Below are 23,801 nucleotides of genomic sequence, written 5' to 3'. Positions count from 1 at the left end.
TCATGCCGAACAAGACGATCTACGTATCCGATGATGACCTGAAGCTGTTTCAGCGTGCGCAGGAGCTGGTGGGGGGAAATCTGTCGGGCGCGATCGTGACGGCGCTGCGGCGCTTCATCGAGCTCGAGGAGGGCCGCCAGCAGGGCTACGAAGAGGTGGTCCTCAAGGTGGGCAAGGACGGGGTCCGGCAGGTCCGGTTCTCCGGTTCACTGCTCACGCACTGGCACCAGATGGCCAACGAGCGCATCGAGGACATCCGGGTGTACCGCACCCGCAAAGGCGCGTATGCGGTGCACAGCCACTTCTCCAACTGGTCGGACTTCCCGACCGACACCAACGTTCTCAAGGACTGGCGGCAGTGGCGTCGCTTTCTCGGTCTGGGAGAACAGGATTGGGGCGACTTCACCCTCGAGGTCTTCGACACCATCGACGACCTGAAGGGCAAGATCCCCGACAATCTCTACGCCCGCGTCGTGGATGCCACCCAGCACCCGCAGGTGGAGGACCTCGATATCTGATCCCGCATACCGGATCTGATCCAAAAACCCTGTAGCACAACTGAATAGCTGGACCGAACCACCTTGACCGCATGCCTCGGCGGTCACGGCCTGGATGACGCATGCATTCATGCCTACCTATTGATGATTGAGAGGGGACCCATGAACAACCCCGATACGGCGGCCATCGCGGTCACCGGCCTGTGCAAATCCTTCGGCGAGCACATCGTGCTCGACCGCATCGACTTCACCGTCCCGCAGGGCAGCGTCTTCTCGCTGCTCGGCCCCAACGGCGCGGGCAAGACCACCACGGTCGAGATCCTGTCCACCCTGAAGCGCGCCGACGGCGGCGAAATCTCGGTCGGCGGTTACGATCCCGGCACCCAACCCGATGGCGTGCGTTCGATCATCGGTGTCACCGGCCAGTTCTCGGCCGTCGACGAACTGCTCACCGGTCGCGAGAACCTGCTGCTCATGGGCGACCTGCACCATCTGCCGCGCGGTGAAAGCCGCAGGCTCGCAGCGGATCTGCTGGCCACCTTCGATCTGGAGGAGGCCGCCGACAAGGTCGCCTCCAGCTACTCCGGCGGCATGACCCGCCGCCTGGATCTGGCCATGACCCTGGTCGGCGATCCGCGCATCATCTTCCTCGACGAGCCCACCGTGGGCCTGGATCCGCGCAGCCGCCGCGCCATGTGGGACGTGATCCGGCAGCTGACCGCGCGGGGCGTCACCATCTTCCTGACCACGCAGTACCTGGAAGAAGCCGATCAGCTGGCCGACCGGATCGCCGTGCTGCATCAGGGGCGGCTGGTCGCCGAGGGCACCGCGGATCAGCTCAAGCGCCTGGTGCCCGGCGGCTACATCCGCCTGGACTTCGGTGATCGCGACGGACTCGAATCCGCCGCAAGGCTTTTCGGCGACGCCGCGCGGATCAACGGCGACTTCACGCTCGCCATTCCGAGCGACGGCGCGGTGCGCTCGGTGCGCGAGGTGATCGACCGCCTCGACTCGGCCCGGGTGGAACCGTCGGGCCTGTCCGTGCACACCCCCGACCTCGACGACGTCTTCCTGGCCCTGACCGGTGGCCACGTTTCCGTGAAGGAGACCCAGCGATGAGCACCATGACCACATCGTTCGCCGATTCGAAAACCATGCTGCGCCGGAATCTGGTGCACGCCAAGCGGTATCCGGGCATGAGCTTCGCCCTGATCATCATGCCGGTGTTCCTGCTGCTGCTGTTCAACTACGTGTTCGGCGGCGCGCTGAAGTCCGCGACCGGCGGCAAGTACATCGACTATCTGACGCCCGGCATGATGCTCATCATCCCGGCCTACATGGTCGCGGGCGTCGCGGTCGGCATGGCCACCGATATGACCAAGGGCATCATCAATCGCTTTCGCACCATGCACTTCTCGCACGCCTCGGTGCTGACCGGGCAGGTGGTGGGCACCCTGATCCAGGGCATGCTGGGCGTGACCGCCATGACGCTGACCGCCCTGGCCATCGGCTTCCGGCCGAACGCCAATCCGGTGGAATGGCTGGCCGCCTTCGGCCTCATCGCCCTGACCGTGTTCTCGCTGAACTGGCTGGGCGTCGGCTTCGGCCTGATCGCGCAGACGCCGGAGAGCGCGTCCAATATGCCGACGCCGATCCTGTTCCTGCCCTTCCTGGGCAGCGGCCTGGTGCCCACCGACACCATGCCGGCGGGTGTGAAGCAGTTCGCCGAATACCAGCCGTTCACCCCCATCACCGAGACCCTGCGCGGGCTGCTCATGGGCGAGCCGATCGGGCACAACGGGATTCTGGCCATCGGCTGGTGCGTGGCGATCGGCCTGGCCGGATACTTCTGGTCCACAACGACTTTCCGTCGCAAGACCCGATAGCTCCGGTCAGATCCCGGCCGCCAGCAGCACCTTGCCCGACATATTGCGGATCTCGACCGTCTTCAGCTGCTCCGGCGACACCGATGTGGTGCCGTCCGGAGTCAGCGTCTGTCCGGGCCGCACCGTCCACTCGGCGAGCTTGGACTGCACGCCGTCGTCGCGGGTCACCCACAGCGACAGCGTCCACACGTACAGCTCGTCGTCCTTGTCGGTGGCCGGCGGGTACTGGCACCACATGTCGACGCGGGTCTGGCCGTCGATGGTGATCACCTTGAAGGTGGCCTGGATCGGGGTGTCGGTCTGCGGCTTCAGCGGACCCTGCGCCACCACCTGCTGCACCACCGCGGGGCCATTGTCGCGGGCGACCGTGGCCGTCACCGGGACGGCGATCAGGACCGCCGCGGCGGCCGCCGCCACCGGTCCGCCGATCGTCCACCATCGCCCCCGGCGCCGCCGCTTGGCGGCCTGCCCGGCCAGCGTCGGCAGCAGCCGCTCGGGCGGCGGCGGCACACTGGCGGGCGGATCCTCCTGCGCCGCAACCGAAAGCGCGGTGTCCGGGTCCACCAGCGCCAGCAGGCCGGGCAGCCCGGCCAGTTTCCCCACGGCCGTGCGGCACGCGTCGCATCCGGACAGATGCTCCTCGTACTCGCGGCGGTCGTCCCGGGCGAGAGCGCCGAGCACGTACGCGCCATCCCAGGTGGTGTAGCCATCGCACAGCTCATGGCCCTCGGTCATCTCGTCACCCCCATCTCCTGCAGCACCAATCGCAATGCCCGCATGCCGTAGTGCATCCGGGACTTGACCGTGCCCTCCGGAATGTCCAGCTCATCGGAGATCTGATGAGTGGACAGTCCCCGGTAGTAGGCACGGACGATCACGTCGCGGTGATCGACGCTCAGCCGCGCCAGCGCGTCGGCGACCAGCCAGCCGTCCAGCGCCCTATCGGTCTTATCCGGTTCGGGCACCTCGGGCGGATGATCGGTGCGGAACTCGCGCCGGCTGCGCGCGCTGCGATGCTCGTCCACCGCAAGGTTACGGGCGACCGTGAACAGCCACGCCCGCGCCGAGCTCGTCGACTGATCCAGCACATTGGGCCGCTGCCACGCGCGCAGCAAGGTCTCCTGCACGATGTCCTCGGCCCGCCCTGGATCCCCGACGAGACCATAGGTGTAGCGCCACAATGCCGCCGCGTGCTCCTCGTAAAGCGCGCGGAGCAGCGCGGCCTGGTCCTCCGGCATCGCTCACCTCCGCATCGTTCACGACACAGACGGCCCGACGGTTCAGTTGCGTTCGAGCTCGATCGGGTGCGTGGCCAGCAGGGAGAGGGGGAGGGGCTGGCGGCGCAGGACGTGGGCCCACAGGTCGCCGCGACCCGCTAATGGGTCGGTGGGCAAGGCGGAGAGCACGATCCAGTCGCCGCGGTCGAGTTCGCCCTCCAGCTGGCCGAAGGTCCACCCGGCGTAGCCCGCGAAGACCCGGATGCCCTCGACCAGACCCTCGATCTGATCGGGATCGGAATCCAGATCCACCAGGGCGACCCGGCCGTCCACCCGGCGCACGCCGGGCAGCCCGGCGATGGACGCGCCCACCTTGACCGTGGCCAGGCACAGCGCCGCATCGCGTTTCACGGGGCCGCCGATATAGAGCGCGCGCGGCCCGGCGGCCAGTTCGGTCCAGTTGGGGAGCACATCGTGCAGCGCGGTCTCACTGGGTTTGTTGAGCACGACGCCCCAGGTGCCGCCGTCATTGTGCTCGAGAATGTAGACCACCGAACGTCGGAAGGACGGCTCTACGAGATCGGTTGCGGACACCAGCAAAGTGCCAGGGCGAACTACCTGGTCCTCGTGCCGGAATTCGCGTCGAGAACGGTCACCGTGTTCGTCTGCGCGTGCCACTCCGCCATCATCGCACTGAGACAGGGTAATTGCGTTGCTTAATTTGCTGGTTACCCATTTGTGCCGTAGCGGGACTGTGCGGGCCCCGAAAAACTTGTCCCGCATACCTTGCGGTTGGTAGCTAGGGTGACCTTATGGAACGTCCCGAGGTGCTCCTCGAGAACAGCGATGCCGTCTACGACTTCTATCGTGATCACCAGCAGAATCTGTTGAAGGCACGGGCGGCCTACTGGCTGCTGGGGCGTCGCTACCGGCCTCGGGTGGACTACGCGCCGGGCGCGCGGGAACGGCTGCGCGAGTTCATCTCCCAGGGACGGCCGCTGCTCATCGCGGTCAACCACCTCTCGCAACTCGATCCCTACACGGTCGCCGCCGCGGCCTGGCGCAGTGCCCTGCGGCCGGTCATCGGGCGCACCCGGGTGCTGGCCAAGGACGAATTGTTCCTCGAACCCAAGCTGCGTGAGCGCATCGACATGATGGGCGGCATCCCGGTCTTCCGCGGCAAGGACCACGGGCTGCGGGCGGTGAACGCGGCCGGGCAGCGCATGATCGACATCTGCGCCGAGCGCATGGCGCGCGGGGACGGGGTGGCGGTGTTCCCCGAAGGCACCTGCAATGACGTCGACCCCACCCAGGTGCAGCAGGTCGGAACGGGTATCGGGCACATCGCCTTCCGGGCCAAGAAGCTCGGGGCGGAGCCGGTGCTGGTGAGTCTGGGCTTGAGTTATGGGCCGCGCCCGGATCCCCGGGTGGAGCCCACCAAGGAAGAGGCGCATTCGGCCAGCTTCTACTTCGGTGTTCCGGTGGCGGAACTGCCCACCAAACCCGCTGAGATCACGCGGGTGGTGCGCGACGAACTGCAGGTCGCGCTGGACGGGGCGGTCAAGGCGTACTGATCGGGCCCACTGCGGCAGAAACGATTCAGCCCTGGGGCAGGTTCAGCCGCTCTCTCGACCACTGCGGCACCAAAGCCAGGTAGTCGGGCCGGGATTCGACGAAGTGGTGCACCATCGGGCACAGCGGCAGGATGCCGTAGCCCTCGTCCCTGGTCTGGTCCAGCGCGCCCTGCACGAGCTTGCGCCCGTACCCCAGGCCCTCGTGCTGGGGATAGATCTCGGTGTGCACGAAGGCACGCTCATTGGCGGTGTCCTGGTAGGCCGCGACACCGGCGAGGTAGCCGTCCACATACAGCTCGAACCGATCCAGTGCGGCGTTCTTGCGGACCTCGATCGACTCACTCGACATGGGTTCGACGTTAGTGCGCGCGCACCGGCAATTTGTCCGATTGCGGGAAGGGTGGCTCCGGGCGTGTCGCTTCCCACACCATTGATCAGAATGTATGGATGACGAACCCACGGCCGCGCCGGATATTGCTCGCCCCGGACAAATTCAAGGGCTCCCTCACCGCCGCACAGGTGGCGGACGCGCTGGCAGCGGGGATCACCCGGGCCGCACCCGAGACCGTGGGGCGGCGGCTGCCGGTGGCCGACGGCGGGGACGGGACCGTGGACGCGTTCGTGGCGGCGGGCTGGGAGCGGGTCGAGGTCGAGAGCTACGGGCCGACGCTCGCGCCGGTGACGACGTCCTACGCGGTGCGCGGGGCGACCGCGGTGGTGGAGCTGGCGGCGGTCAGTGGGATCACCAAACTCCCTGGCGGACAGGTTGATCCGCTGCATGCCAGTACTTACGGCGTGGGCGACGTGATCGGGGACGCCCTGGACCGGGGCGCGCGCGATATCGTGCTCGGGCTCGGCGGCAGCGCGTCGACCGACGGTGGCGCGGGCCTGCTGCAGGCGCTGGGCCTGCGCATCCTCGATGTGGACGGGAACGAATTGCCCTGCGGCGGTGCGGCACTCGCGCGCGCCGTACGCGTGGAGCGGGACGATCTGCATCCGGGCCTGGCCGATGCGAAGCTGACGCTGGCCAGCGATGTGGACAACCCGTTGCTGGGCGCCAACGGCGCGGCCGCGATCTACGGGCCGCAGAAGGGCGCGGATCCCGAGCAGGTCGCCATTCTCGAAGCGGCACTGAAGAATTGGGCCGCGGTCCTCGGTCCCGAATGGGCCGACAAGCCGGGTGCCGGGGCGGCGGGCGGCACCGGATTCGGGGCGCTGGCGGCGCTGGGCGCGCGCATGCGGTCCGGGATCGAACTCGTCCTCGACCTCATCGATTTCCAGGGCCAGGTGGCCGAGGCCGATCTGGTGATCACCGGTGAGGGGTCGCTCGACGAGCAGAGCCTGTCCGGCAAGGCGCCGCTCGGCGTGCTGGACGCGGCGCGCGCGGCCGGGGTGCCGGTGGTCGCGGTGGCGGGCCGTATCGTGCTCACTCCGGAGCAGGTGCGCGCGGCCGGATTTGCCGGGGCGTACGCACTGTCCGAACTGGAGCCCGATCCGGCCCGCAGCATGGCGGATGCCGCCGCGTTGCTGGAGCGGATCGGCGCGCGAATAGCCGAAAACTAGCGGTCACACGCTTATTCACTGCCAATCCGGCGGCAATCGGCGACCTGTTGGGTGGCCTTGCGCGATCACGGGACGGACTGCGTCCCGGGGACCTATGGTCTTCAGGTACGCGGGGAGGCGTGCCCGGTCGCGGCGGCGGCACGGATCGGAAGTGAGTAGTGGACGTGGGATCGATCAAGGGCTTTCGGGGCGGTATGCGAGGCCTGTCCCGCACCGTCGGTTTGGCGGGAATCGTGGTGCTGGTGGCCGCGGGCTGCGGCTCCAAGGGGGCGGAGAACACCGCCCAGACCGGCGATACGCTGAAACTCGGTGCGTCACTGTCACTGTCGGGTACGACCGTGCGCGAGGGTGTGCTCACCCGCGAGGGCTACGACCTGTGCATCGACCGGGTCAATGCCAAGGGTGGGGTGTCGGTCGGCGACAAGAAGCTGAAGCTCGAGATCGAATATCAGGACGACACTTCGGTTCCCGACACCGCCGGTCAGATCGTGGACCGCTTCAACGATCGCGGTGTGAAGCTGCTGCTCGGGCCCTACGGCACCGCCGCCACCGGCGCGGCCATGCCGGTGGTGGAGCGCAACGGCCAGGTGATGGCGGATTCCGCGGGCGCGGACGACAAGCTGTTCACCCACGGCTACAAGCGGACCTTCGCGGTGCTCTCGCCCGCCAGCAAGTACGCCGAATCGATTGTGAAAGCCATTGACGAGCTGGCCAATCCGAAGCCCAAGTCCGTGGTGTTCCTCTCCGCCGACGACGGCTTCTCCAAGACCGTCGCCGCCGGCGGCGAGGACGCCGCCCGCAAGCTGGGCTGGCAGGTGCTGCCGCGGCAGGAATTCCCCAATGGCACCACCGATGTCAGCGCCGCGCTGACCGCGATCAAGGGACCGGCCCCGGACCTGATCATCGGCTCGGTGCACCTGGCCGAGGGTATCGCGATCATTCAGCAGAGCGCCGAGCTGGGCATCACGCCCGCCTCCGGGTTCGGTGAGACCGTTGCCCCGCCGACGCCGGACTTCGTGAAGACGTTGGGGGACAAGGCCGAAGGTGTGCTCTCGTCGAGCCAGTGGACCTCCGCCATCGGCGGCAGCGATCCGATCTTCGGTTCGGCCAAGGAGTATGTCGACGCCTTCCGCGCCAAGTTCGGCGCGGACCGCACCCCGCAGTATCACAATGCCGAGGCCTCGGCGGCCTGCCTGGCCATGGTGCTGGCGGTGCAGAAGGCGGGCTCCACCGAACCGGACAAGGTGCGGGATGCCTTGGCGGCCTTGGACTCCCAGTCGTTCTTCGGTCCGCTGAAGTTCAACGACGTCGGTGAGAACGTGGTCAAGCCGATGTCGGTGATCCAGATCCAGGGCGGCAAGGTGGTCCCGGTCTGGCCCAAGGATCAGGCCTCGGGCACCCTCGTCTGGCCCGCGCGGCGGTAGCGGTGGACGGATTCCTGCAGGCGACGATCTGGGGACTGCTGCAGGGCGGGCTGCTCGCCATGATCGCGGTGGGATTCTCGCTGGTGTGGGGCGTGATGAACGTCGTCAACCTCACCCACGGGTCCTATGTGGTGATGGGTGCGTACGCGGCGTGGGAGCTGAACTCCACCCTCGGGCTGGATCCGCTGCTGGCCGCGCCCATCGCGGGGGTGACACTGTTCGCGATCGGCTATGCGGTGCAACGGATTCTGGTCAATCAGATCGTCAACGCGCCGATCTTCCTGACCCTGTTGCTGACCTTCGGGCTGCAACTGGTGTTCGTGCAGGGGATGGTGCTGCTGTTCAGCGGCGACTATCGCGCGATCCCCACCGCGTACGCCGGGCGGTCGCTGGCGCTGGGTGACGTGCAGGTGCCCTACGGGCGGCTGATCGCCTTCGGCATCGCGCTGCTGGCCACCGCCGGTCTGGTGGCGTTCACCCGCTACACCCGCACCGGTATCGCCATTCTGGCCACCGGCATGGACCGCACCGCCGCGCGGCTGATGGGCGTCAACGCCCGCCACACCTATGCGCTCACCGCGGGCCTGGCGGCCGGATTGGCCGGTGCCGCAGGCGCTCTGGTCGGGATGATCGGATTCTTCAGTCCCCCGGCCGCGCCGACCTACACGCTGCTCAGCTTCGTGGTCGCGGTGCTGGGCGGGCTGGGCAATATGTACGGCGCGCTGGTGGGCGGGCTGCTGCTGGGCGTGGTACAGGCCTGGGCCGGGCACTTCGTCGGCGGCACCTGGATGAACGTCTTCGCCTTCGCCGCACTGGTATTGGTGCTGGCGGTGCGCCCGGCCGGGCTGGTGGGCAAGGCGTACTACGAGGCGCGGGTGGAAGCATGAGCGACCGCCGGCGCGTAATCGGCTGGGCGGCACTGGGAATCGTTGCTCTGATCGCCGCACTCGGACTGCAAACCCAGCTGTACACCGGCCAGGAGCGGGTGGTCACCTCGGTGCTCATGTTCGTCGCCCTGGCGCAGGCCTGGAACATCATCGGCGGGCTCACCGGCTACGCCTGCTTCGGGCAGGTCGGGTTCTTCGGCATCGGCGGCTACACGACGGCGGTGCTGATGGCCAAGGCGCACTGGAGTTTCTGGGCCGCACTGCCGGTATCCGCGCTCGGCTGCGCGCTCTTCGCGGCGCTCATCGGATTCCCGTTGCTGCGCCTGCGCGGCCACTATTTCGCCATCGCCACGCTCGGCACCGCCGAGGGCATGCGCGAGGTGGTCACCAATCTGGGTGGATTGACCGGCGGCGGCACCGGCATCACGGTGCCGACGGTGGCCGGGCGGGGCACGCCGTGGCTCGGCAACGACGGCTTCTATCTGCTGTTCCTGGCGCTGGCCGCGGTGGCGGTGCTGACCGGGGCGCTGGTGTCGCACAGCCGATTCGGCTACGGCCTGCGCGCGTTGCACCAGGACGAGGACGCCGCCGCGGCGGCCGGGATCAACACCACCATCAGCAAGGTGACCGCCCTGGTCGTCTCGGCAACGCTCACCGGCGCGGTCGGCGCGGCCTACGTGTTCCAGCAGGTGACGATCTTCCCGCAGCGGATGTTCGACGTGGACATCACGGTGCTCATGATCGTGATGGTGGTGCTGGGCGGTGCGGGCACCGTCATCGGCCCGGCGCTGGGAGCCATTGGCCTGCAATTCGTTTCGGAATACCTGCGTGACCACTATCCGCAGGAGCACATCTTCGTGCTGGGCGCGGTGATCATCGTGGCGGTGCTGCTGTTCCCGATGGGGTTGGTGAATTTCGTGCGGGATGCCGTCACCCAGCGGCGGGTTTCGCTGCTCGACACGGTTCGGACGTATCGGCTGTGAACGCGCCCGCACTCGAAATCCAGGGACTGACACGGCGATTCGGCGCGCTCGCGGCGCTGGACGATGTCTCGCTGAGCGTCGCCGAGGGCACCGTGCTCGGGGTGATCGGCCCCAATGGCGCGGGCAAGAGCACGCTGATCAATCTGGTCACCGGGCACCTGCGGCCGACCGCGGGCCGCGTCCTGGTCGGCGGGGTGGACGTCACCGGTGCGAAGCCGTGGCGCATCGCGCACGCCGGGGTGTCGCGAACCTTCCAGATAGTCAAGCCGTTTCGCGGCATGACGGTCCGCGAGAACATCGCGGTATCGGCCATGTACGCGCGTGAGCGGCGGCACAAGCGCGAGGCCTTCGCCGCCGCCGACGCCATGCTGGAGCGCATCGGCCTGACGCGCTTCGCCGCGGCCGATCCCTCCGCGCTGTCGGTCGGCGATGCCCGCCGCCTCGAACTGGCCCGGGCGCTGGTCGCCGAGCCGCGACTGCTGATGCTGGACGAGGTGATGGCGGGTCTGCGGGCGGGCGAGATCCAGGAGATGATCGCGCTGATCAGGGAATTGCCGTCGCAGGGCGTCACCGTCGTCGCGGTGGAGCACGTCATCCGGGCGATCACCGCCATCAGCGACGAACTGGCGGTTCTGCATCACGGGCAACTGCTGATGCGGGGCACACCGCAGTCCGTGCTCGGGGACGACCGGGTGATCGCGGCCTACCTCGGCACCCGCTACGCCAAGCGGGAGAGCGCGGAGGAAACGTCATGAGCACGCTGCTGGAAGTGCGGGAGCTGTCCTGTGGATACGGCCGCACCCCGGTGCTGCACGGAGTGAATCTGACTGTCGCCGAAGGGGAGATCGTGGCCCTGCTCGGGCCGAACGGGGCGGGCAAGACCACGCTACTGCGTGCGGTGTCGGGCCTGATCCGGCCGTCGGCGGGTCGAATTCGGTTCGCGGGCAAGGAGATCACCGGTGTCGCGGCCGAGAAGCTGGTCCGCCGCGGTCTGGTGCACGTGCCGGAGGGCCGTCGCCTGTTCGCCGGGCTCTCCGTGCGCGACAATCTGCGGCTGGGCGGCTGGTCGGTGCGGCACGCGGATCTGGACCGGGTGCTGAGCCTGTTCCCCCGCCTGGCCGAGCGACTCGATCAGACCGCGGGCACGCTGTCGGGCGGTGAACAGCAGATGTGCGCCATCGCACGGGGTTTGATGAGCGATCCGCGCCTGATCATGATCGACGAGCTGTCGCTGGGCCTGGCCCCGCTGGTGGTGGACGAGATCCTGGGGCGGCTGCCCGACATCGCCGCGGCCGGGACCGCGGTGCTGCTGGTCGAGCAGGATGTCGAGGCGGCGCTGTCGGTCGCGGCCCGGGGCGCGGTATTGGAGACCGGGGCGATGGTGCTGGCCGGGACCACCGCCGAACTGCGCGCGGATCGGCGGGTCCAGGACGCCTACCTGGGGATGGGCTGAATCAGCCCGCCGGGGTGAGCGCCGGGCCGAGCACCCGGTCGCGATTGCGGTCGCCCCACTCCTCCAGCGGGCGCAGCGCCGCGCTGAGATCCCAGCCCAGCTCGGTGAGCGAATACTCCACGCGCGGCGGGATTTCCGGATAGATCTCCCGGTGCACCACCCCGCTGGCCTCCATTTGCCGCAGGTTCTCGGCCAGCACTTTCTCGCTCACCCCGGTCAGCAGGCGGCGGATCTGCCCGAAGCGCTGCGGCCCCTCGGCCAGCACCCACATCAGGTGCATCTTCCACTTGCCGCCGACCACGTCGATGGCAATGGACATGCCGCACACGGTGTTATCCGCGTCACGCTCGGTAGTCATCGCGCCCTCCTGACCAGATTTCGAACCTCCAGGTAAGCAACCCCACGCGAACGTGCGGTCTTCCCGAGGCTACCGACCGCGGCCACCATCGATATCAGCGCGCTGCTTCCGAACCACTGAAATCGAAGGGATACACCATGTCCGATCAGCCGAAATCGGTCACCGTCATCGGCCTGGGCCCGATGGGGCGCGCGATGGTCAAGTCGTTCCTGAAGGCCGGGGTCGAGGTGACGGTATGGAACCGCAGCCCCGAGAAGGCCGACGCCATGGCCGAGCTCGGAGCGAAGAAGGCCGAGACCGTGGCCGAGGCCGTCGCCGCCAATGACGCGATCGTCCTCAGCCTCACCCACTACGCGGCCATGTACGACGTGCTCGGGCCGGTCGCGGACCGGCTGGCGGGCAAGGCGGTGCTCAACCTGTCCTCGGATTCGCCCGAACGCACCCGCGCGGGCGCGGCCTGGGTGCGATCCCATGGCGCGCAATTCCTGTCCGGCGGCTGCATGACCGTCTCCGACGATATCGAGCATCCGGCCTCGTACATCTTCTACAGCGGACCGCGTGAGGTCTTCGATGCCCACGCCGAGCTGCTGCGCCCGCTCAGCCCGCAGGAGTACCTGGGCGCCGACGACGGGCTGGCTCAGGTCTACTACCAGGCCCTGCTCACCATCTTCCATCCGTGGATGCTCGCCCTGGACCAGGCGTTCGCGCTGATCACCAACTCCGGCAACGAGATCGACCACTTCCTGCCCTACGCCCTGCGCTCCCAGGCTCCGTACGAGAGCTTCATGACCGGGTTCGCCGCCGCCGCGCAGGCGGGCGGCTGGGGCGATGTGTCCAATCTGCGCATGATGGACGCCGGAGCCCAGCACGTCATCGAGGCGAGCGAGGACGCCGGGGTCGACGCCTCGCTGGCGCACGCGGCACAGGCGCTGTGGCGCAAGGCGATTGCCGCCTCCGAAGCCGCGGGCGAGCCGGTGCCGGTCTACCGGGTGCTGAAGGGCGCGGTCGCCTAGGCGGTCTCGGAACCGATACGAGGGAAGGGCGCGGTGGAGAAGATGGTCTCCACCGACACCTCGAAATATTGCGCGAGCCGCAGCGCCAGGTGCAGGCTCGGGCTGTATTCCCCGCGCTCCAGATACCCGACCGTCTGATAGTGCACGCCCAGCGCCTCGGCCAGCTCCCGGCGCGAGATGCCGCGCTCGGCGCGCAGCATCGCGATCCGGTTGTAGATGAGCTCGCTGTTAGTAGGCACGCTGCATGGCCCTCTCGCGGCGGGCCGCCACCGCCGCCCCGGATTCGCGGCGGGCCATGCGGCGCAACACGATCGGGGCCAGTACGAAGCCCAGCACCGCCCACGCCCCGAGCACCGCGACGGTTTCCAGGTGCCGCCACGAATGGCTCAGCTCCACCGTCGCCGCGCTGTCGGGCAGCATGGCCGAGCGCATGCCCAGACCCAGCCAGTAGATGGGGAACACCTGCGCCACCGCCTGCAGCCAGCCCGGCAGGCCGGTGATCGGGTAGAAGATTCCGGAGATCGCCACCAGACCCATGATGGGGAACGACACGAAGCCGATGCTGCGCGGGCTGTCGAACGCCGAGCCGATGACCGCGCCCAGCGGCAGACAGGCCAGCAGCCCGAGCACCAGGATCCCGATCAGGGTGGCCCACGCCCCGACGCTGTCCAGGCTCACGCCGCCGATGGCGATCAGCCCGAAGCCCAGGATCAGCACCACCTGGACCAGCGTGGTCCCCGAGACCGCGACCACCTTGCCGATCAGATAGCCCAGCATGCCGTTGGGAGTCGCCTTGGCGCGCAACAGGGTTCCGTCCTCGCGGTCCATCGCCAGGCCCTGCGCCACCCCGAACATGCCGGTGAACGCCACGATCATGCCGAGCACACTGGGCAGCGCCAGCGCGCCCAGCGCCAGCCCGGTGCCCTGGAAATCGCCGTGCCGCATGAAGAACACCGCGACCATGGTGGCCACCGGCCAGAAGAACTGCGAGAAGACGTCCATCCCGTTGGTGAGGGTCTGGATCAGCTCGATGCGACCCCGCTTGAAACCGGCCCGCACCGCGATCACCGTGGGATTCACGCGCGCGGTGGAATTCGTGAGCGCTGTCATCGGCCGACCTCCTCCAGGGTGCGCAATTCGGTATCGCCCCGGCCGGATTCGAACCGCTGCACCAGGGTCATATAGGTGTCCTCGAGCGAGGCGCGGCGCACCTCGAGCTCCTGAACCGACTCGCCGAACTGCTGGAACAACTCGTAGACGAACTTGGTGGACTCGGTGGTGGTGTGCACGAAGCGCTGATCGTCACGGGTCCACTTGATCTCGGCCTCACCGGCGATGCGGCGCGAGAGCTGATCGGCCGAACCGTCGGCGATGATGCGGCCGCCCGCCAGGATGAGAATGCGGTCGGCCAGCTTCTCGGCCTCGTCGAGGTCGTGGGTAGTGAGCAGGATGGTGGTGTGGTCGTCATCGGCGAGCCGGTGCACCAGATCGTGGAATTCGCGGCGGGCCTGCGGATCGAAACCCGCGGTCGGCTCGTCCAGGAACAGCAGCTCGGGGCGGCCGACAATGCCGATGGCCACGTCCAGTCGGCGGCGCTGACCGCCGGAGAGGGTCATCACCTTGGCGTCGGCGTGCTCGGTGAGGCCGACCGCGGCGATGAGTTCGTCGGTGTCCCAGGGCCGTTGGATGCTCGCGGTGGAGTAGGGCGCGTAGAACATGCCCAGGTAGTCCAGCAGTTCGCGCACCCGCCACTTGCCGTGGTCGCGCCAGGACTGCAGCACCACACCCAGCCGGGCCCGCCACGCCTCGTCCCCGTGCGCCGGGTCCGCGCCCAGCACCTCGACCCGGCCCGCCGACCGCATGCGGAAGCCCTCGAGGATCTCGATGGTGGTGGTCTTGCCCGCGCCGTTGGGGCCGAGCAGCGCCACCACCTCGCCGCGGTGGGCCTGGAACGAGACGTCCTGCAGGACATCGCGGGTGCCGTAGCGCATGCGCAGGTTCTCGACGTCGAGAACGACGCCCTCGCCGACCGTCATGATTCCCCTCCGTAGTAGAAACCGGATCGTATGTAGCATACCTACTACATACTGACGGCCTCAAGCTATTAATTCGGCCCGGTGCGCAGTGCGCACCGGGCCAAATGTTCTTGGGGGTTCGGGGGCGAAGCCCCTGAGAGTTACGAGAGTTGGATGAATCAGCGCGTGCAGAGGAATTCGACGGCGGCCGCGTAGCCCTGGATCCCCATGCCCGCGATCACGGCGGTGGCGATGGGGGAGACGTAGGAGTGGTGCCGGAACTCCTCGCGCGCATGCACATTGCTGATGTGCACCTCGACGATCGGCACCTCCGGGATCACCAGCGCGTCCCGCAGTGCCACCGAGGTGTGCGTGAGTCCACCCGGGTTGATGACGATTCCGGACTCCATGCCGCGGGCCGCGTGGATCCGGTCGATCAGCGCCCCTTCGTGATTGGACTGGAACGCCACCACCTCCCGGTCGAACCGGGCCGCGGTCTTGCGGCACAGCTCGACCACATCGTCGAGGGTGTCCGCCCCGTAGACCTCGGGCTGACGGGTGCCGAGCATGTTCAGGTTCGGACCGTTGAGCACCAGGATCGGGGCGGTTGCAGGCATGCGCTCACTCTACGACCACAGACCCCGCGGACCCCCGTGGCTACAGGCCCTGCGGTCCCTCCGAGCGGAGGTCGTCGACTTTGCGCATGGCCGAGCGCAATTCCTCTAGCCACTCCTCGGCGTGCTGACCGGCCAGCTTGACCGTCCAAGCCAGGGCGTCGGAGCGGGAGCGGGCCACGCCGGCGTCGACCAGGGTGTCGAGCACCTTGCGTTCGGGCTGGCGCAGCCGGGTCATGACCGGAACGGCCAGGTGGGTGAACATGATTCGCTCGCCGTTGACCGTGACGCCCCAGGCCACATTGCGGCCGTAGCGGGCCTGGGCTTCCTGGGCGATCTGCATACGGGCGGGGCGGGTGGATTCCCGGAAGCGGGCCAGGATGCCCTCCCGGGTGGCCTGCGGAACCTCGGCGGGGGCGGCGTCCGCGGGGGTCTCGGCGGCGGGTTCGGCTGCGGGGAGGGGGAGTTCGCCGACCACGACGATCTCGTCGCGATCGATCTCGAGGGTTGCGGGACCGGCGAACCAGTCGGCTGGCAATCGTCCAGCGAACCAGTCGTGAGCGTCCGAGGTGTCCGGAAGATCGGCTTGCTGCCAGCCGCCGGTGCGCCCGAAACCGTGTCCACGATGTCCGTGTCTCATGTTGGTCACTCTCACTTGCTGCATGGAGTTGTAATACTGATTACAACGTTACGTCGTTTACGCTCCCGTGGATTCCGCTCTGGGAGAACGAGGTTCGCCGGGTTCGCCCCGAATGCTCCGGAGCGCTGTCACCAGTGAGAACCGAACGGTCTCCCGAGTCTCGAATACGCCAGGGGCCGTAACCGACCGGTGATCATGTAAGTGGTCACTGCTGACCGATTTCGGCACTATGGTGGTGCTCAGAACAAGCACGCCTGGTGGAAAGGTGGAGCCGCCGACATTCGGCGCGCGGTACCGTGGACCTGTTGCTGTTGTGGCCAGAGTGAAGAGTGGGCGATATGGATGTGTGGGGATCCCGCCGCTTCCGGGTACGGGGTGCGATCGCACTCGCGGGTGTGGCTGCCGTCGCTATCGCGATGGGGTCATGTGGTTTTCGGGAGCGATCGACGGGTGCGGAGGCGGTGGTCGAGAAGTTCGCCGCGCTGATCGACAAGAAGGACTATGACGGGGCGTCGCGGCTGACCTCCTACCCGGCGGGGGCCTCGGCAACGCTGAAGCAAGTTTTCGAGGGCCTCGATCCGGGCAAGCCCGACTACCGCATGACCCAGTACATCAAACTGGACGGTACGACCGGACTCTTCTCCATGACCGCCGCCTGGAACTTCGGCGAGAAGCGCGACTGGAAGTACGACCTGCAGGGCACCGTGCGCAACCTCAGTGTGGGCTGGCGCATCTCGTGGGATCCCGCTCTGGTCATGCCGCAGATGGATGCCAAGCGCAGCGCTAAGCTGGTGCGCACCTTCGCCCAGCCCTCGCCCAAGGTGAACGACATCGTGGGCCAGCCGCTCATGGCCGAGCAGACCATCAATGTCGTCAAGCTGGATCCGGCCAAGATCACCGACCCGGTCGCCTCCACCAACGCCCTCGCCGCCGCCATCGCCCCCGTCGCCCCGCTCATCGACGGACCGGCTCTGATGCAACAGCTCTCGGCCTCGCAGGGCAAACCCATCGTCGCGGTGAACCTGCGCGACGGCGACTTCAATATCCTGGAACCGCGCATGGCCCCCATCCCGGGCGTGGTCATGGAGAAGCAGCCCAAGCTCATCTCCGCGGACCGGCGCATCTGGTCGCCCATGCTGGACGCGCTCACCAAGGTCTGGCAGGACAATCGAGACCAGCACTCCGGCTGGGGAGTTCAGCTCTTCGAGCCCGACGGCCGCTTCGTCACCCAGCTGGCCGGCGAGCAGGTCCCGCCCGGGGCCGACATTCCCGCCACCATGGACCAGCGGCTGCAGCGCGCGGCCGAGGACGCGGTGGTGAGCACCGGCTCGCCCACCTCGATCGTGGCCATCCAGCCCTCCAGCGGCGCGGTCGTCGCGGTCGCGCAGAACTCGCAGGCCACCGAGCGTGGCAATATCGCCTTCACCGGGCTGTACCCGGTCGGCGGCATGATCGAGCTCTTCAAGAATGTCGCCGCGGTCACCAAACACAAAGCGCCGCAGGACGTCTCGGTCGGCGACGCGGCGGACGCGGCCAGCCTGCTCGGGATCGGCATCGACTTCAAGGTGCCCGGCCTGGACGAGACCACCGGCCGCCTGCCCACCGGCAAGAACGCGGCCGAGAACGTGGGCCGCGGCAATGCCGCGGACTCGCTGCTGGCCAGCCCGTGGGGCATGGCCATCGCGGCGGCCGCCATCGCCAACGGCCAGGTGCCCAAGCCCATGATCGCCATCGGCCAGCCCGCCACCACCGAGGCCGACCTGGCCGCGCTGCCCGGCGACGCCACCGACCGCCTGCGCGCCACGCTCCGCGACGGGGTCGGCGCACCGGAGATGGCCAGCCTCAACCGGTATCGCGATGTGCAGGCCTTCGCCGCGACCACCGGCAACAACGGCTGGCTCATCGCCACCATGGGCGACCTGGCCTTCGCCGTCCACATCGACGATCCCGACAGCGGCGACCTCACCGCGCGGGTGGCGGCGCGACTGCTGCAGTCGCTGGCCCAGCCGGACTAGCGGGTACGGACCACCTGCGCGATAACGCGCCAGCCGACCAGGAACAGGCCGAGGAAGCTCGTGGCCACCAGAACGAAGCTGAAGGCGACGGTCTGGCCGGACACGCCCCGCAGCACCATGCCGCCGATCAGGGTGCTCAGCCACAGGATGACGCCTGTCGGCCACACCGCGCGGCCGTCGAAACGCCGTGCCGCACTTGCCCCCTCCCGGCCCGAGGCCACCGCCACCGCGATCACCCAGCCCAGCACCAGGCCGGTCCCGAACGGCCAGAACGTGCGCAGCAGGCCCGTGCCCAGCACGGCCTCGTCATGGCTGCGTCGCCCGAGCAGGCAGAACACGACCACCAGCACGACATCCACGGCGAACGGCACCAGTTTCCTCACGGCCCACAGGGTATCGGGCGGTGTCGGCGCGCCCGTGGAGGGACACCGCACCCGGCGTCAGGCGGGACTACCGTCCTGGTCGGCCTGGGGATTGCCGCGGCGGCGGTCGGTGACCAGCGAATTGCCGCGCTGCTCGAACTCTTTCTCGTACTCCGCGTCGTCGGCCTGGGGCTTGCGGAACAGGAACAGGAAGACGATCCAGCCGACGATGGCCACCAGGATGAAGCTGACCAGTCGGTACAGGAAGGCCGCGGCCACCGCCTGGGCGGCGGGGAGTCCGGCCGCCGCGGTGAGCGAGTAGATGAGCGTCGCGTCCACGTAGACGATGCCGCCGGGCGCCAAAGGGATGGTGCCGACGGCCTTTCCGGCCGCGAAGGTCAGCATGAGCGCGGCCCAGCGCGGATCCGCGCCCACCGCGTAGCAGGCGAAACCCAGGCAGGCGACATCGGCGAGCCGGTGCACCAGCGCCCACACCGCGACCCACGCGCCGTCGCGCTTGCCCAGGTCCACCGACTCCAGCTGGGACAGCACCTCGCCGACCTTGTCCATGCCGGTGTCGACGGGACGATGCCGAATCCGGTTGATCCGCTGCAGGATTCGCCGAGCCAGCGCCTCGATGCCGCCCGGATGCCGGGACACGTAGTTGAAGGCCCAGATCAGCGCGGCCATGGTGCCCAGCGTCAGGATCACCTTGAGCGGGCCCACCCGGTCCCCGGCCAGCACGGTGCCGAACAGGCCGAGCAGGGTCAGCCCGGCCGCCGCCACCACGCCCGACATCACCAGCTGCCAGGACGCCACGATCGGGCTCGCGCCCCAGCGCCGGGTCTGGCGATAGGTGAAGGCGGTCGAGAACACCTGGCCCGCGGGCAGGGTCAGCGACATGCCGGTCGCGCCGTACACCACCGACACCGATTTGCGCTGGCTCACCTCGACGCCGCCGGCGTGCAACAGCTGTTTCTGGATGCGGCCGAATCCGCTCATCGAAACGGCCTGCATGACGATGCAGGCGGCGACCCAGCCCCAATGGATTTCGGTGAGGTTCTTCCAGGATTCGTGCAGGCGCGGATAGAGATAAACGCCCTCGGAAATCAGCAGGGCCACCAGTGCGGCGCCGAGAATCCATTTCGCCCACCAGAACCTGCCACGGTGCGAGTTCTCCGCGGGCGGCACAGGTTCGCCGCGCAGCTCACCATGGGCCGTCACGTCGTCAGCCTAACGAACTCGCCGCCGCCTCGTCTGCATCAGTCGGGTCGGTGCTCTGCAATGGCCAGGCCAGACGCGTTTTCCGGCGGCGTCCGCGCAGTTGCACCTCTTCGCCGGTCTGCCAATGCCGCTGCTCGTTCTCGTCGGCGAAGAACAGTGCGCTCGACGAGGTCAGAACACGTTCCGGCCGATCCTTGGCGAGTTCGGTGAGTCGCGACGCCTCGTTCACCGGATCACCGATCACGGTGTATTCGAAGCGATTCGCGCCGCCGATATTTCCGGCGACCGCCAGCCCGGCCGAAACGCCGATTCCGATATCCAGCCCGGCCACCTCGCGCAGGGCTTCGCGCAGCTCACGGGCGGCGGCCAGGGCGGCGGTGGGCGCGTCCGGGCGATCCAGCGGCGCACCGAAGATGGCCAGTGCGGCATCACCCATGAATTTGTTGATGAGCCCGTGATGACGATCGATGACATCGACGACGACCCGGAAGAACTCGTTGAGCAGGCTGACCACTTCGGTCGGCGGGCGTTCGGCGGCGGTGGCGGTGGAACCGACCATATCCACGAACAACACGGCCACGAATCGGGTTTCACCGCCGAGTTCGGTGCCGTACTCCAGGGCGCGCCGCGCGACATCCTCGCCGACGTGCTGGCCGAACAATTCCTGCAGTTCCCGGCGTTTCGCGGCCTCGCCCATCATGCGATTGAAGCCAACCTGCAGCAGTCCGATTTCCGAACCGTCGAATACTTCCACCTGCACATCCCGCGCGCCTTCCTGCACGCGGTCGATGGCCTGGCTGAGCTGGCGAATGGGATCGGAAATGGAGGAACCGGTGAGCATGGAAAGCGCCAGCGCCTGCATGATCACCACACCGCACAGCAGCAGAATTGATACGGCCAGCGACTGCGCGGAAAACTGCACGCGAGAGGAAATCTGGGTGACGCACAGCAGCACGATGGCGATGGTCGGCGCGAAGGTGCCCATGCCCCAGGTCATGGCCATCCGGGTGCCGACGCCCGCGGTCAGCGTGTGATCGAAGGCCCCCGTGGTCAGCGCCTCCGCCGCGACCGGCCGCAGAATGCGCTCGCCCAGCATGTAGGTGAAGCCGAAAACGATGGTGGCGGCCATACATTCGGTGACGATCACCGCGGCGGCCAGCTGCGGCGTCCGGATGATGATCAGCCACGCCAGCACGCCACCGCCGACCAGCCACAGCACCAGATGCAGGATGGCCTGCCGCAACGGCGCGTGCAGCGCGGCCATCTGCTCCTGCCGCGACGGCGGCCCGCCCCGCACCTGCCATCGCATGACGGGGCGCAGCATGAACGCCGACGCGCCGACACTCAGCAGCCCGCCGATCAAGAACACCAGAGAAGGAATCAGCAGTCCGGTCTGCCTGGTAGCGGCGGTCTCCCCCTGCGGAACCGGCAACCCGTACTGAATAAAGGCCCACACCAGGACAGCGCCGAACGCGTTGGCCGCGAGCATGGAAGCCAAGTACAGCGGCCAGCGAGTCCTCATGGTCTGTTTGACCGCTTCTAAAGGCGCTGACACGATCACCAATCTAGCGTTTAGATCGTCGGTACATGCCCACGGAGGTTTCGGCCGTTAGGCTCGCCAACGTGAGTGAGGTGCAGGCAAGGTCCAGCAGGTCGGGCAAGTCCGGCGGGGAACGGCGCCAGGACGCGGAGGCCGTGCACCCGATCGTGCGGCAGGCCGCGGAGTGGTGCTGGCGGCTGTTGATAATTTTCGCGGCGGTGCTCGCGGTGGCCTATCTGGCGCGCAAGCTGTCGAGCGTCACCATCCCGATGTCCATCGCGCTGCTGGGCGCTGCCCTGATGGCGCCGCTGGTCAATTGGATGCAGCGGTTCGGGGTGCCGCGCGCGATCGGCGTGTTCGTGACGCTGGTCGGGGCGCTCGGGCTGCTCGCCGGGATCATGACCTTCGTCGTGGAGCAGTTCGTCACCGGTGTGCCGCAGCTGTCGGACGAGTTCAAGACCTCCGTGCACCAGGTGCAGGACTGGCTGATCAACGGGCCGCTGCACCTGAGCAACGATCAGATCCGCAATGCCGGCGACACCATCGTCAAGACCGTCGAGTCCAACAAGGACGCGCTGACCAACGGGGCGCTCACCACCGCCACGGTCATCGGCGAATTCTTCACCGGCGCCTTCCTGACCTTGTTCATCCTCATCTTCTTCCTCTACGGCGGAGACCAGATCTGGGAGTTCTGCACCCGCATCATCCCGACCGCGCACCGGGAGAAGGTGCGGACCGCCGGGCGGCTGGGCTTCGGCACGCTGACCGGATTCGTGCGCGCCACCGTGCTGGTGGCGGCGGTCGACGCCATCGGCATCGGCTCGGGTCTGGCGATTCTCAGTGTGCCGCTGGCACTTCCGCTGGCCTCACTGGTCTTCATCGGCGCGTTCATCCCGATCGTGGGTTCCTTCATCGCCGGATCGGTGGCGGTTTTCATCGCGCTCATGACCAAGGGGCTGGTCACCGCGCTCATCGTGCTGGGCATCACCGTCGCGGTCATGCAGCTGGAAGGCCATGTGCTGCAACCACTGCTGATGGGTCGCGCGGTGCGCATCCACCCGCTGGCCGTGGTGCTGGCCATCGCGGCGGGCGTGGTGCTGGCGGGTCTGGCGGGCGGTCTGCTCGCGGTGCCGTTCGTGGCGGTGCTCAATACCGCCATGCGCTCGCTGCTGGCCGATTCGCCGGAAGAGGCCTACCAGGAACTACACACCGGTGACCCCGACGAACCGATGTTCCACGCCGATCCCGACACTCCGGACGGGGTCCGAATCCCCGCGCTCACGGTCGACCCCGCGGTCCCGGCCGATACGGACCACCAGCCTTCCAAGCCATCCGGCGGCAGTGGTGACGCCGGGGACTGACACCGATCCCGACTGGGCCGCCTCCGCACCGCTGTGGCGCGCGGTGCAGGCGTTCCGGCTGGTCACGCTGCTGTACGCGGTGGGCCAGCAGATCGCCTCGGTGCCGTACTACAGCAATCAGCGGCTGAGCTGGTTCCTGGTCGCGATCATGGTGGTGTGGTCGGGCATCTCGGCGGTGCTGTTGTCGCAGTGGCGGATTCGCCACCATCCCCGGGTCCGCACCGCGGTCGTGATCGGCGACCACGTGGTGGTGATCGCGCTCATCTTCGCCACCCGCCTGGTCGCCTCCTACGACTGGTATCACGGCCACCAGACCCTGCCCACCACCCTGTGGGCTGCCAATGCCGTTGTCTCCGCGGCGATTCTGTGGGGACCGCTGGGCGGCATCTGCTCGGGCCTGCTGATCTCCGCCGCCGTCATCACCGCACGCGCCCAATGGGATTTCGACGTCTGGCGCGACGCCACCCTGCCGGTCCTCATCTCGGTCGGACTGGCCCTGGGCCTGGCCTCCAACACCGCCCGCCGCGCACACGCGCAGCTGCAACGCGCCGTCCGGCTCACCGCCGCCTCCCAGGAGCGCGAACGGCTGGCGCGAGAAGTGCACGACGGAGTGCTCCAGGTGCTCAGCTATATCAAGCGGCGCGGTAACGAGATCGGCGGTCCGACAGTGGAATTGGCGCAGCGGGCGGGCGAGCAGGAGGTGGCGCTGCGGGTGCTCATCTCCGAGCAGGGCGCCCGCCCCGACTCCGGGGGCGCGGAGGAGGATCTGCGGCCGCTGCTCACCGCCCAGGCGACCCCGTCGGTCTTCGTCTCGACCCCGGGCGAGCCGGTGCTCCTGGGCCGCTGGGCCGCCCGCGAAATGGCCGCCGCGGTGGCCGCCGCGCTGGCGAACGTGGTCCAGCACGCCGGTCCGGGCGCGAAAGCCTATGTGCTGCTGGAGGATACCGGCGACGAACTCATCGTGAGCGTGCGCGACGACGGCCCCGGCATTCCGCCGGGGCGGCTGGCCGAGGCGGAAGGGCAAGGCCGCATGGGTGTTTCGCGCTCCATCATCGGCCGCGTCGAGGCGCTCGGCGGCACCGCGCAACTGCTCTTCGAGGCCGCCCCGGGCGACGATGACGAAGGGGCCGGTGCGGAATGGGAATTCCGCGTGCCCCTGAAACGGCGACAATGAG

Annotated in this window: 27 protein-coding genes; 14 read left to right on the top strand and 13 right to left on the bottom strand. The window is 68.1% G+C overall.

Features of this window, described 5'->3' with window-relative positions:
• Window positions 1-2: 2 nt before the first annotated feature.
• The 3 genes from ON43_RS34130 to ON43_RS34120 all read left to right on the top strand — a co-directional run bounded on the left by ON43_RS34130 (window position 3) and on the right by ON43_RS34120 (window position 2,383).
• Complete coding sequence (locus tag ON43_RS34130; protein ID WP_040814182.1) at window positions 3-518, top strand: EXLDI protein; 516 nt, start codon at window positions 3-5, stop codon at window positions 516-518.
• A 141-nt stretch (window positions 519-659) separates the two neighbouring features.
• Window positions 660-1,616 (top strand): ATP-binding cassette domain-containing protein, encoded by a 957-nt coding sequence (locus tag ON43_RS34125; RefSeq protein WP_040814180.1) that lies wholly within the window; start codon window positions 660-662, stop codon window positions 1,614-1,616.
• Window positions 1,613-2,383: an ABC transporter permease gene (locus ON43_RS34120; protein WP_040814178.1), complete on the top strand. Its 771-nt coding sequence runs from the start codon at window positions 1,613-1,615 to the stop codon at window positions 2,381-2,383. Before ON43_RS34125 ends, ON43_RS34120 begins: the two co-directional genes overlap by 4 nt.
• 6 nt (window positions 2,384-2,389) lie before the next feature.
• Here the strand turns inward: ON43_RS34120 and ON43_RS34115 are convergent, their stop codons facing one another.
• Genes ON43_RS34115 through ON43_RS34105 form a run of 3 tightly spaced genes read right to left on the bottom strand, consistent with a single transcriptional unit; the run spans window position 2,390 to window position 4,278 of the window.
• Entirely contained in the window at window positions 2,390-3,118 is a 729-nt protein-coding gene (locus tag ON43_RS34115) for a zf-HC2 domain-containing protein (protein ID WP_040814176.1), read from the bottom strand.
• Window positions 3,115-3,621 carry a sigma-70 family RNA polymerase sigma factor gene (locus ON43_RS34110; protein ID WP_040814174.1) on the bottom strand — a complete coding sequence of 169 codons (507 nt, stop codon included), beginning with the start codon at window positions 3,619-3,621 and terminating at the stop codon, window positions 3,115-3,117. The genes ON43_RS34115 and ON43_RS34110 overlap by 4 nt, the downstream gene beginning before the upstream one ends.
• 42 nt (window positions 3,622-3,663) lie before the next feature.
• Window positions 3,664-4,278, bottom strand: a complete 615-nt coding sequence (locus ON43_RS34105; protein ID WP_040814172.1) for a YqgE/AlgH family protein — start codon at window positions 4,276-4,278, stop codon at window positions 3,664-3,666.
• A gap of 134 nt (window positions 4,279-4,412) precedes the next feature.
• Here ON43_RS34105 and ON43_RS34100 point away from each other — a divergent pair, with 134 nt between their 5' ends.
• Complete coding sequence (locus ON43_RS34100; protein ID WP_040814170.1) at window positions 4,413-5,174, top strand: lysophospholipid acyltransferase family protein; 762 nt, start codon at window positions 4,413-4,415, stop codon at window positions 5,172-5,174.
• Between the two features lie 25 nt (window positions 5,175-5,199).
• Here ON43_RS34100 and ON43_RS34095 read toward each other — a convergent pair whose 3' ends face one another.
• The gene (locus ON43_RS34095) at window positions 5,200-5,523 is read right to left on the bottom strand and encodes a GNAT family N-acetyltransferase (protein ID WP_040814168.1); all 324 of its coding nucleotides are present in this window, start codon (window positions 5,521-5,523) and stop codon (window positions 5,200-5,202) included.
• Between the two features lie 98 nt (window positions 5,524-5,621).
• On the opposite strand from ON43_RS34095, the gene ON43_RS34090 reads away from it, so the two are divergent.
• From ON43_RS34090 to ON43_RS34065, 6 genes are all read left to right on the top strand, one after another.
• A complete protein-coding gene (locus ON43_RS34090; RefSeq protein ID WP_040814166.1) occupies window positions 5,622-6,737 on the top strand; it encodes a glycerate kinase in 1,116 nt (371 codons plus the stop codon).
• 164 nt (window positions 6,738-6,901) lie between these two features.
• A complete protein-coding gene (locus ON43_RS34085) occupies window positions 6,902-8,161 on the top strand; it encodes an amino acid ABC transporter substrate-binding protein (protein ID WP_157514278.1) in 1,260 nt (419 codons plus the stop codon).
• A 2-nt stretch (window positions 8,162-8,163) separates the two neighbouring features.
• The gene (locus tag ON43_RS34080; protein ID WP_040814163.1) at window positions 8,164-9,048 is read left to right on the top strand and encodes a branched-chain amino acid ABC transporter permease; all 885 of its coding nucleotides are present in this window, start codon (window positions 8,164-8,166) and stop codon (window positions 9,046-9,048) included.
• A complete protein-coding gene (locus tag ON43_RS34075) occupies window positions 9,045-10,031 on the top strand; it encodes a branched-chain amino acid ABC transporter permease (RefSeq protein ID WP_051179606.1) in 987 nt (328 codons plus the stop codon). The genes ON43_RS34080 and ON43_RS34075 overlap by 4 nt, the downstream gene beginning before the upstream one ends.
• Window positions 10,028-10,786: an ABC transporter ATP-binding protein gene (locus tag ON43_RS34070; protein ID WP_040814161.1), complete on the top strand. Its 759-nt coding sequence runs from the start codon at window positions 10,028-10,030 to the stop codon at window positions 10,784-10,786. Before ON43_RS34075 ends, ON43_RS34070 begins: the two co-directional genes overlap by 4 nt.
• Window positions 10,783-11,484, top strand: a complete 702-nt coding sequence (locus ON43_RS34065; protein ID WP_040814159.1) for an ABC transporter ATP-binding protein — start codon at window positions 10,783-10,785, stop codon at window positions 11,482-11,484. The genes ON43_RS34070 and ON43_RS34065 overlap by 4 nt, the downstream gene beginning before the upstream one ends.
• A gap of 1 nt (window position 11,485) precedes the next feature.
• On the opposite strand, the gene ON43_RS34060 is transcribed toward ON43_RS34065, so the two are convergent.
• Window positions 11,486-11,842: a winged helix-turn-helix transcriptional regulator gene (locus ON43_RS34060; protein ID WP_040814157.1), complete on the bottom strand. Its 357-nt coding sequence runs from the start codon at window positions 11,840-11,842 to the stop codon at window positions 11,486-11,488.
• A gap of 137 nt (window positions 11,843-11,979) precedes the next feature.
• Between ON43_RS34060 and ON43_RS34055 the strand changes: the two genes are divergently transcribed.
• The gene (locus ON43_RS34055) at window positions 11,980-12,855 is read left to right on the top strand and encodes an NAD(P)-dependent oxidoreductase (protein WP_040814155.1); all 876 of its coding nucleotides are present in this window, start codon (window positions 11,980-11,982) and stop codon (window positions 12,853-12,855) included.
• Here the strand turns inward: ON43_RS34055 and ON43_RS34050 are convergent.
• The 5 genes from ON43_RS34050 to abmR form a co-directional block, all read right to left on the bottom strand.
• Window positions 12,852-13,094 (bottom strand): helix-turn-helix transcriptional regulator, encoded by a 243-nt coding sequence (locus tag ON43_RS34050; RefSeq protein WP_444543748.1) that lies wholly within the window; start codon window positions 13,092-13,094, stop codon window positions 12,852-12,854. The genes ON43_RS34055 and ON43_RS34050 overlap by 4 nt on opposite strands.
• A complete protein-coding gene (locus ON43_RS34045; protein ID WP_245568862.1) occupies window positions 13,084-13,965 on the bottom strand; it encodes an ABC transporter permease in 882 nt (293 codons plus the stop codon). The genes ON43_RS34050 and ON43_RS34045 overlap by 11 nt, the downstream gene beginning before the upstream one ends.
• The gene (locus ON43_RS34040; protein ID WP_051179605.1) at window positions 13,962-14,891 is read right to left on the bottom strand and encodes an ABC transporter ATP-binding protein; all 930 of its coding nucleotides are present in this window, start codon (window positions 14,889-14,891) and stop codon (window positions 13,962-13,964) included. Before ON43_RS34040 ends, ON43_RS34045 begins: the two co-directional genes overlap by 4 nt.
• Before the next feature lie 158 nt (window positions 14,892-15,049).
• On the bottom strand, window positions 15,050-15,487 hold the full coding sequence (gene aroQ, locus ON43_RS34035; protein WP_040814153.1) for a type II 3-dehydroquinate dehydratase: 438 nt from the start codon (window positions 15,485-15,487) through the stop codon (window positions 15,050-15,052).
• 40 nt (window positions 15,488-15,527) lie between these two features.
• Window positions 15,528-16,124 carry an ATP-binding transcription factor AbmR gene (gene abmR, locus ON43_RS34030; protein ID WP_040814220.1) on the bottom strand — a complete coding sequence of 199 codons (597 nt, stop codon included), beginning with the start codon at window positions 16,122-16,124 and terminating at the stop codon, window positions 15,528-15,530.
• 461 nt (window positions 16,125-16,585) lie between these two features.
• Here abmR and ON43_RS34025 point away from each other — a divergent pair, with 461 nt between their 5' ends.
• A complete protein-coding gene (locus tag ON43_RS34025) occupies window positions 16,586-18,139 on the top strand; it encodes an NTF2-like N-terminal transpeptidase domain-containing protein (RefSeq protein ID WP_245568860.1) in 1,554 nt (517 codons plus the stop codon).
• On the opposite strand, the gene ON43_RS34020 is transcribed toward ON43_RS34025, so the two are convergent.
• The 3 genes from ON43_RS34020 to ON43_RS34010 are packed head-to-tail and all read right to left on the bottom strand — an operon-like array spanning window position 18,136 to window position 21,247.
• On the bottom strand, window positions 18,136-18,522 hold the full coding sequence (locus tag ON43_RS34020; RefSeq protein ID WP_040814151.1) for a DUF3054 domain-containing protein: 387 nt from the start codon (window positions 18,520-18,522) through the stop codon (window positions 18,136-18,138). The genes ON43_RS34025 and ON43_RS34020 overlap by 4 nt on opposite strands.
• 57 nt (window positions 18,523-18,579) lie before the next feature.
• The gene (locus ON43_RS34015; protein WP_051179604.1) at window positions 18,580-19,725 is read right to left on the bottom strand and encodes a lysylphosphatidylglycerol synthase transmembrane domain-containing protein; all 1,146 of its coding nucleotides are present in this window, start codon (window positions 19,723-19,725) and stop codon (window positions 18,580-18,582) included.
• A 4-nt stretch (window positions 19,726-19,729) separates the two neighbouring features.
• The gene (locus tag ON43_RS34010; protein WP_174416517.1) at window positions 19,730-21,247 is read right to left on the bottom strand and encodes an adenylate/guanylate cyclase domain-containing protein; all 1,518 of its coding nucleotides are present in this window, start codon (window positions 21,245-21,247) and stop codon (window positions 19,730-19,732) included.
• A 173-nt stretch (window positions 21,248-21,420) separates the two neighbouring features.
• Here ON43_RS34010 and ON43_RS34005 point away from each other — a divergent pair, with 173 nt between their 5' ends.
• Window positions 21,421-22,626, top strand: coding sequence for an AI-2E family transporter (locus ON43_RS34005; RefSeq protein ID WP_245568865.1), 1,206 nt, complete (start codon window positions 21,421-21,423; stop codon window positions 22,624-22,626).
• A complete protein-coding gene (gene macS, locus ON43_RS34000; protein ID WP_245568859.1) occupies window positions 22,610-23,800 on the top strand; it encodes a MacS family sensor histidine kinase in 1,191 nt (396 codons plus the stop codon). Before ON43_RS34005 ends, macS begins: the two co-directional genes overlap by 17 nt.
• Window position 23,801 lies beyond the last annotated feature (1 nt).

The sequence above is a fragment of the Nocardia concava NBRC 100430 genome, assembly GCF_000308815.1.
Taxonomy (GTDB): Bacteria; Actinomycetota; Actinomycetes; order Mycobacteriales; family Mycobacteriaceae; genus Nocardia; species Nocardia concava.
This window is presented reverse-complemented; position numbering and strand designations above follow the sequence as displayed.

Coding starts and splice junctions, on each gene's coding strand:
- ON43_RS34130 (WP_040814182.1), top strand. CDS start 3: ATGCCGAACAAGACGATCTACGTATCCGATGATGACCTGAAGCTGTTT.
- ON43_RS34060 (WP_040814157.1), bottom strand. CDS start 11,842: ATGACTACCGAGCGTGACGCGGATAACACCGTGTGCGGCATGTCCATT.
- abmR (WP_040814220.1), bottom strand. CDS start 16,124: ATGAGACACGGACATCGTGGACACGGTTTCGGGCGCACCGGCGGCTGG.
- ON43_RS34110 (WP_040814174.1), bottom strand. CDS start 3,621: ATGCCGGAGGACCAGGCCGCGCTGCTCCGCGCGCTTTACGAGGAGCAC.
- ON43_RS34045 (WP_245568862.1), bottom strand. CDS start 13,965: ATGACAGCGCTCACGAATTCCACCGCGCGCGTGAATCCCACGGTGATC.
- ON43_RS34010 (WP_174416517.1), bottom strand. CDS start 21,247: ATGAGGACTCGCTGGCCGCTGTACTTGGCTTCCATGCTCGCGGCCAAC.
- ON43_RS34115 (WP_040814176.1), bottom strand. CDS start 3,118: ATGACCGAGGGCCATGAGCTGTGCGATGGCTACACCACCTGGGATGGC.
- ON43_RS34075 (WP_051179606.1), top strand. CDS start 9,045: ATGAGCGACCGCCGGCGCGTAATCGGCTGGGCGGCACTGGGAATCGTT.
- ON43_RS34120 (WP_040814178.1), top strand. CDS start 1,613: ATGAGCACCATGACCACATCGTTCGCCGATTCGAAAACCATGCTGCGC.
- ON43_RS34090 (WP_040814166.1), top strand. CDS start 5,622: ATGACGAACCCACGGCCGCGCCGGATATTGCTCGCCCCGGACAAATTC.
- ON43_RS34065 (WP_040814159.1), top strand. CDS start 10,783: ATGAGCACGCTGCTGGAAGTGCGGGAGCTGTCCTGTGGATACGGCCGC.
- ON43_RS34040 (WP_051179605.1), bottom strand. CDS start 14,891: ATGACGGTCGGCGAGGGCGTCGTTCTCGACGTCGAGAACCTGCGCATG.
- ON43_RS34095 (WP_040814168.1), bottom strand. CDS start 5,523: ATGTCGAGTGAGTCGATCGAGGTCCGCAAGAACGCCGCACTGGATCGG.
- aroQ (WP_040814153.1), bottom strand. CDS start 15,487: ATGCCTGCAACCGCCCCGATCCTGGTGCTCAACGGTCCGAACCTGAAC.
- ON43_RS34125 (WP_040814180.1), top strand. CDS start 660: ATGAACAACCCCGATACGGCGGCCATCGCGGTCACCGGCCTGTGCAAA.
- ON43_RS34055 (WP_040814155.1), top strand. CDS start 11,980: ATGTCCGATCAGCCGAAATCGGTCACCGTCATCGGCCTGGGCCCGATG.
- ON43_RS34100 (WP_040814170.1), top strand. CDS start 4,413: ATGGAACGTCCCGAGGTGCTCCTCGAGAACAGCGATGCCGTCTACGAC.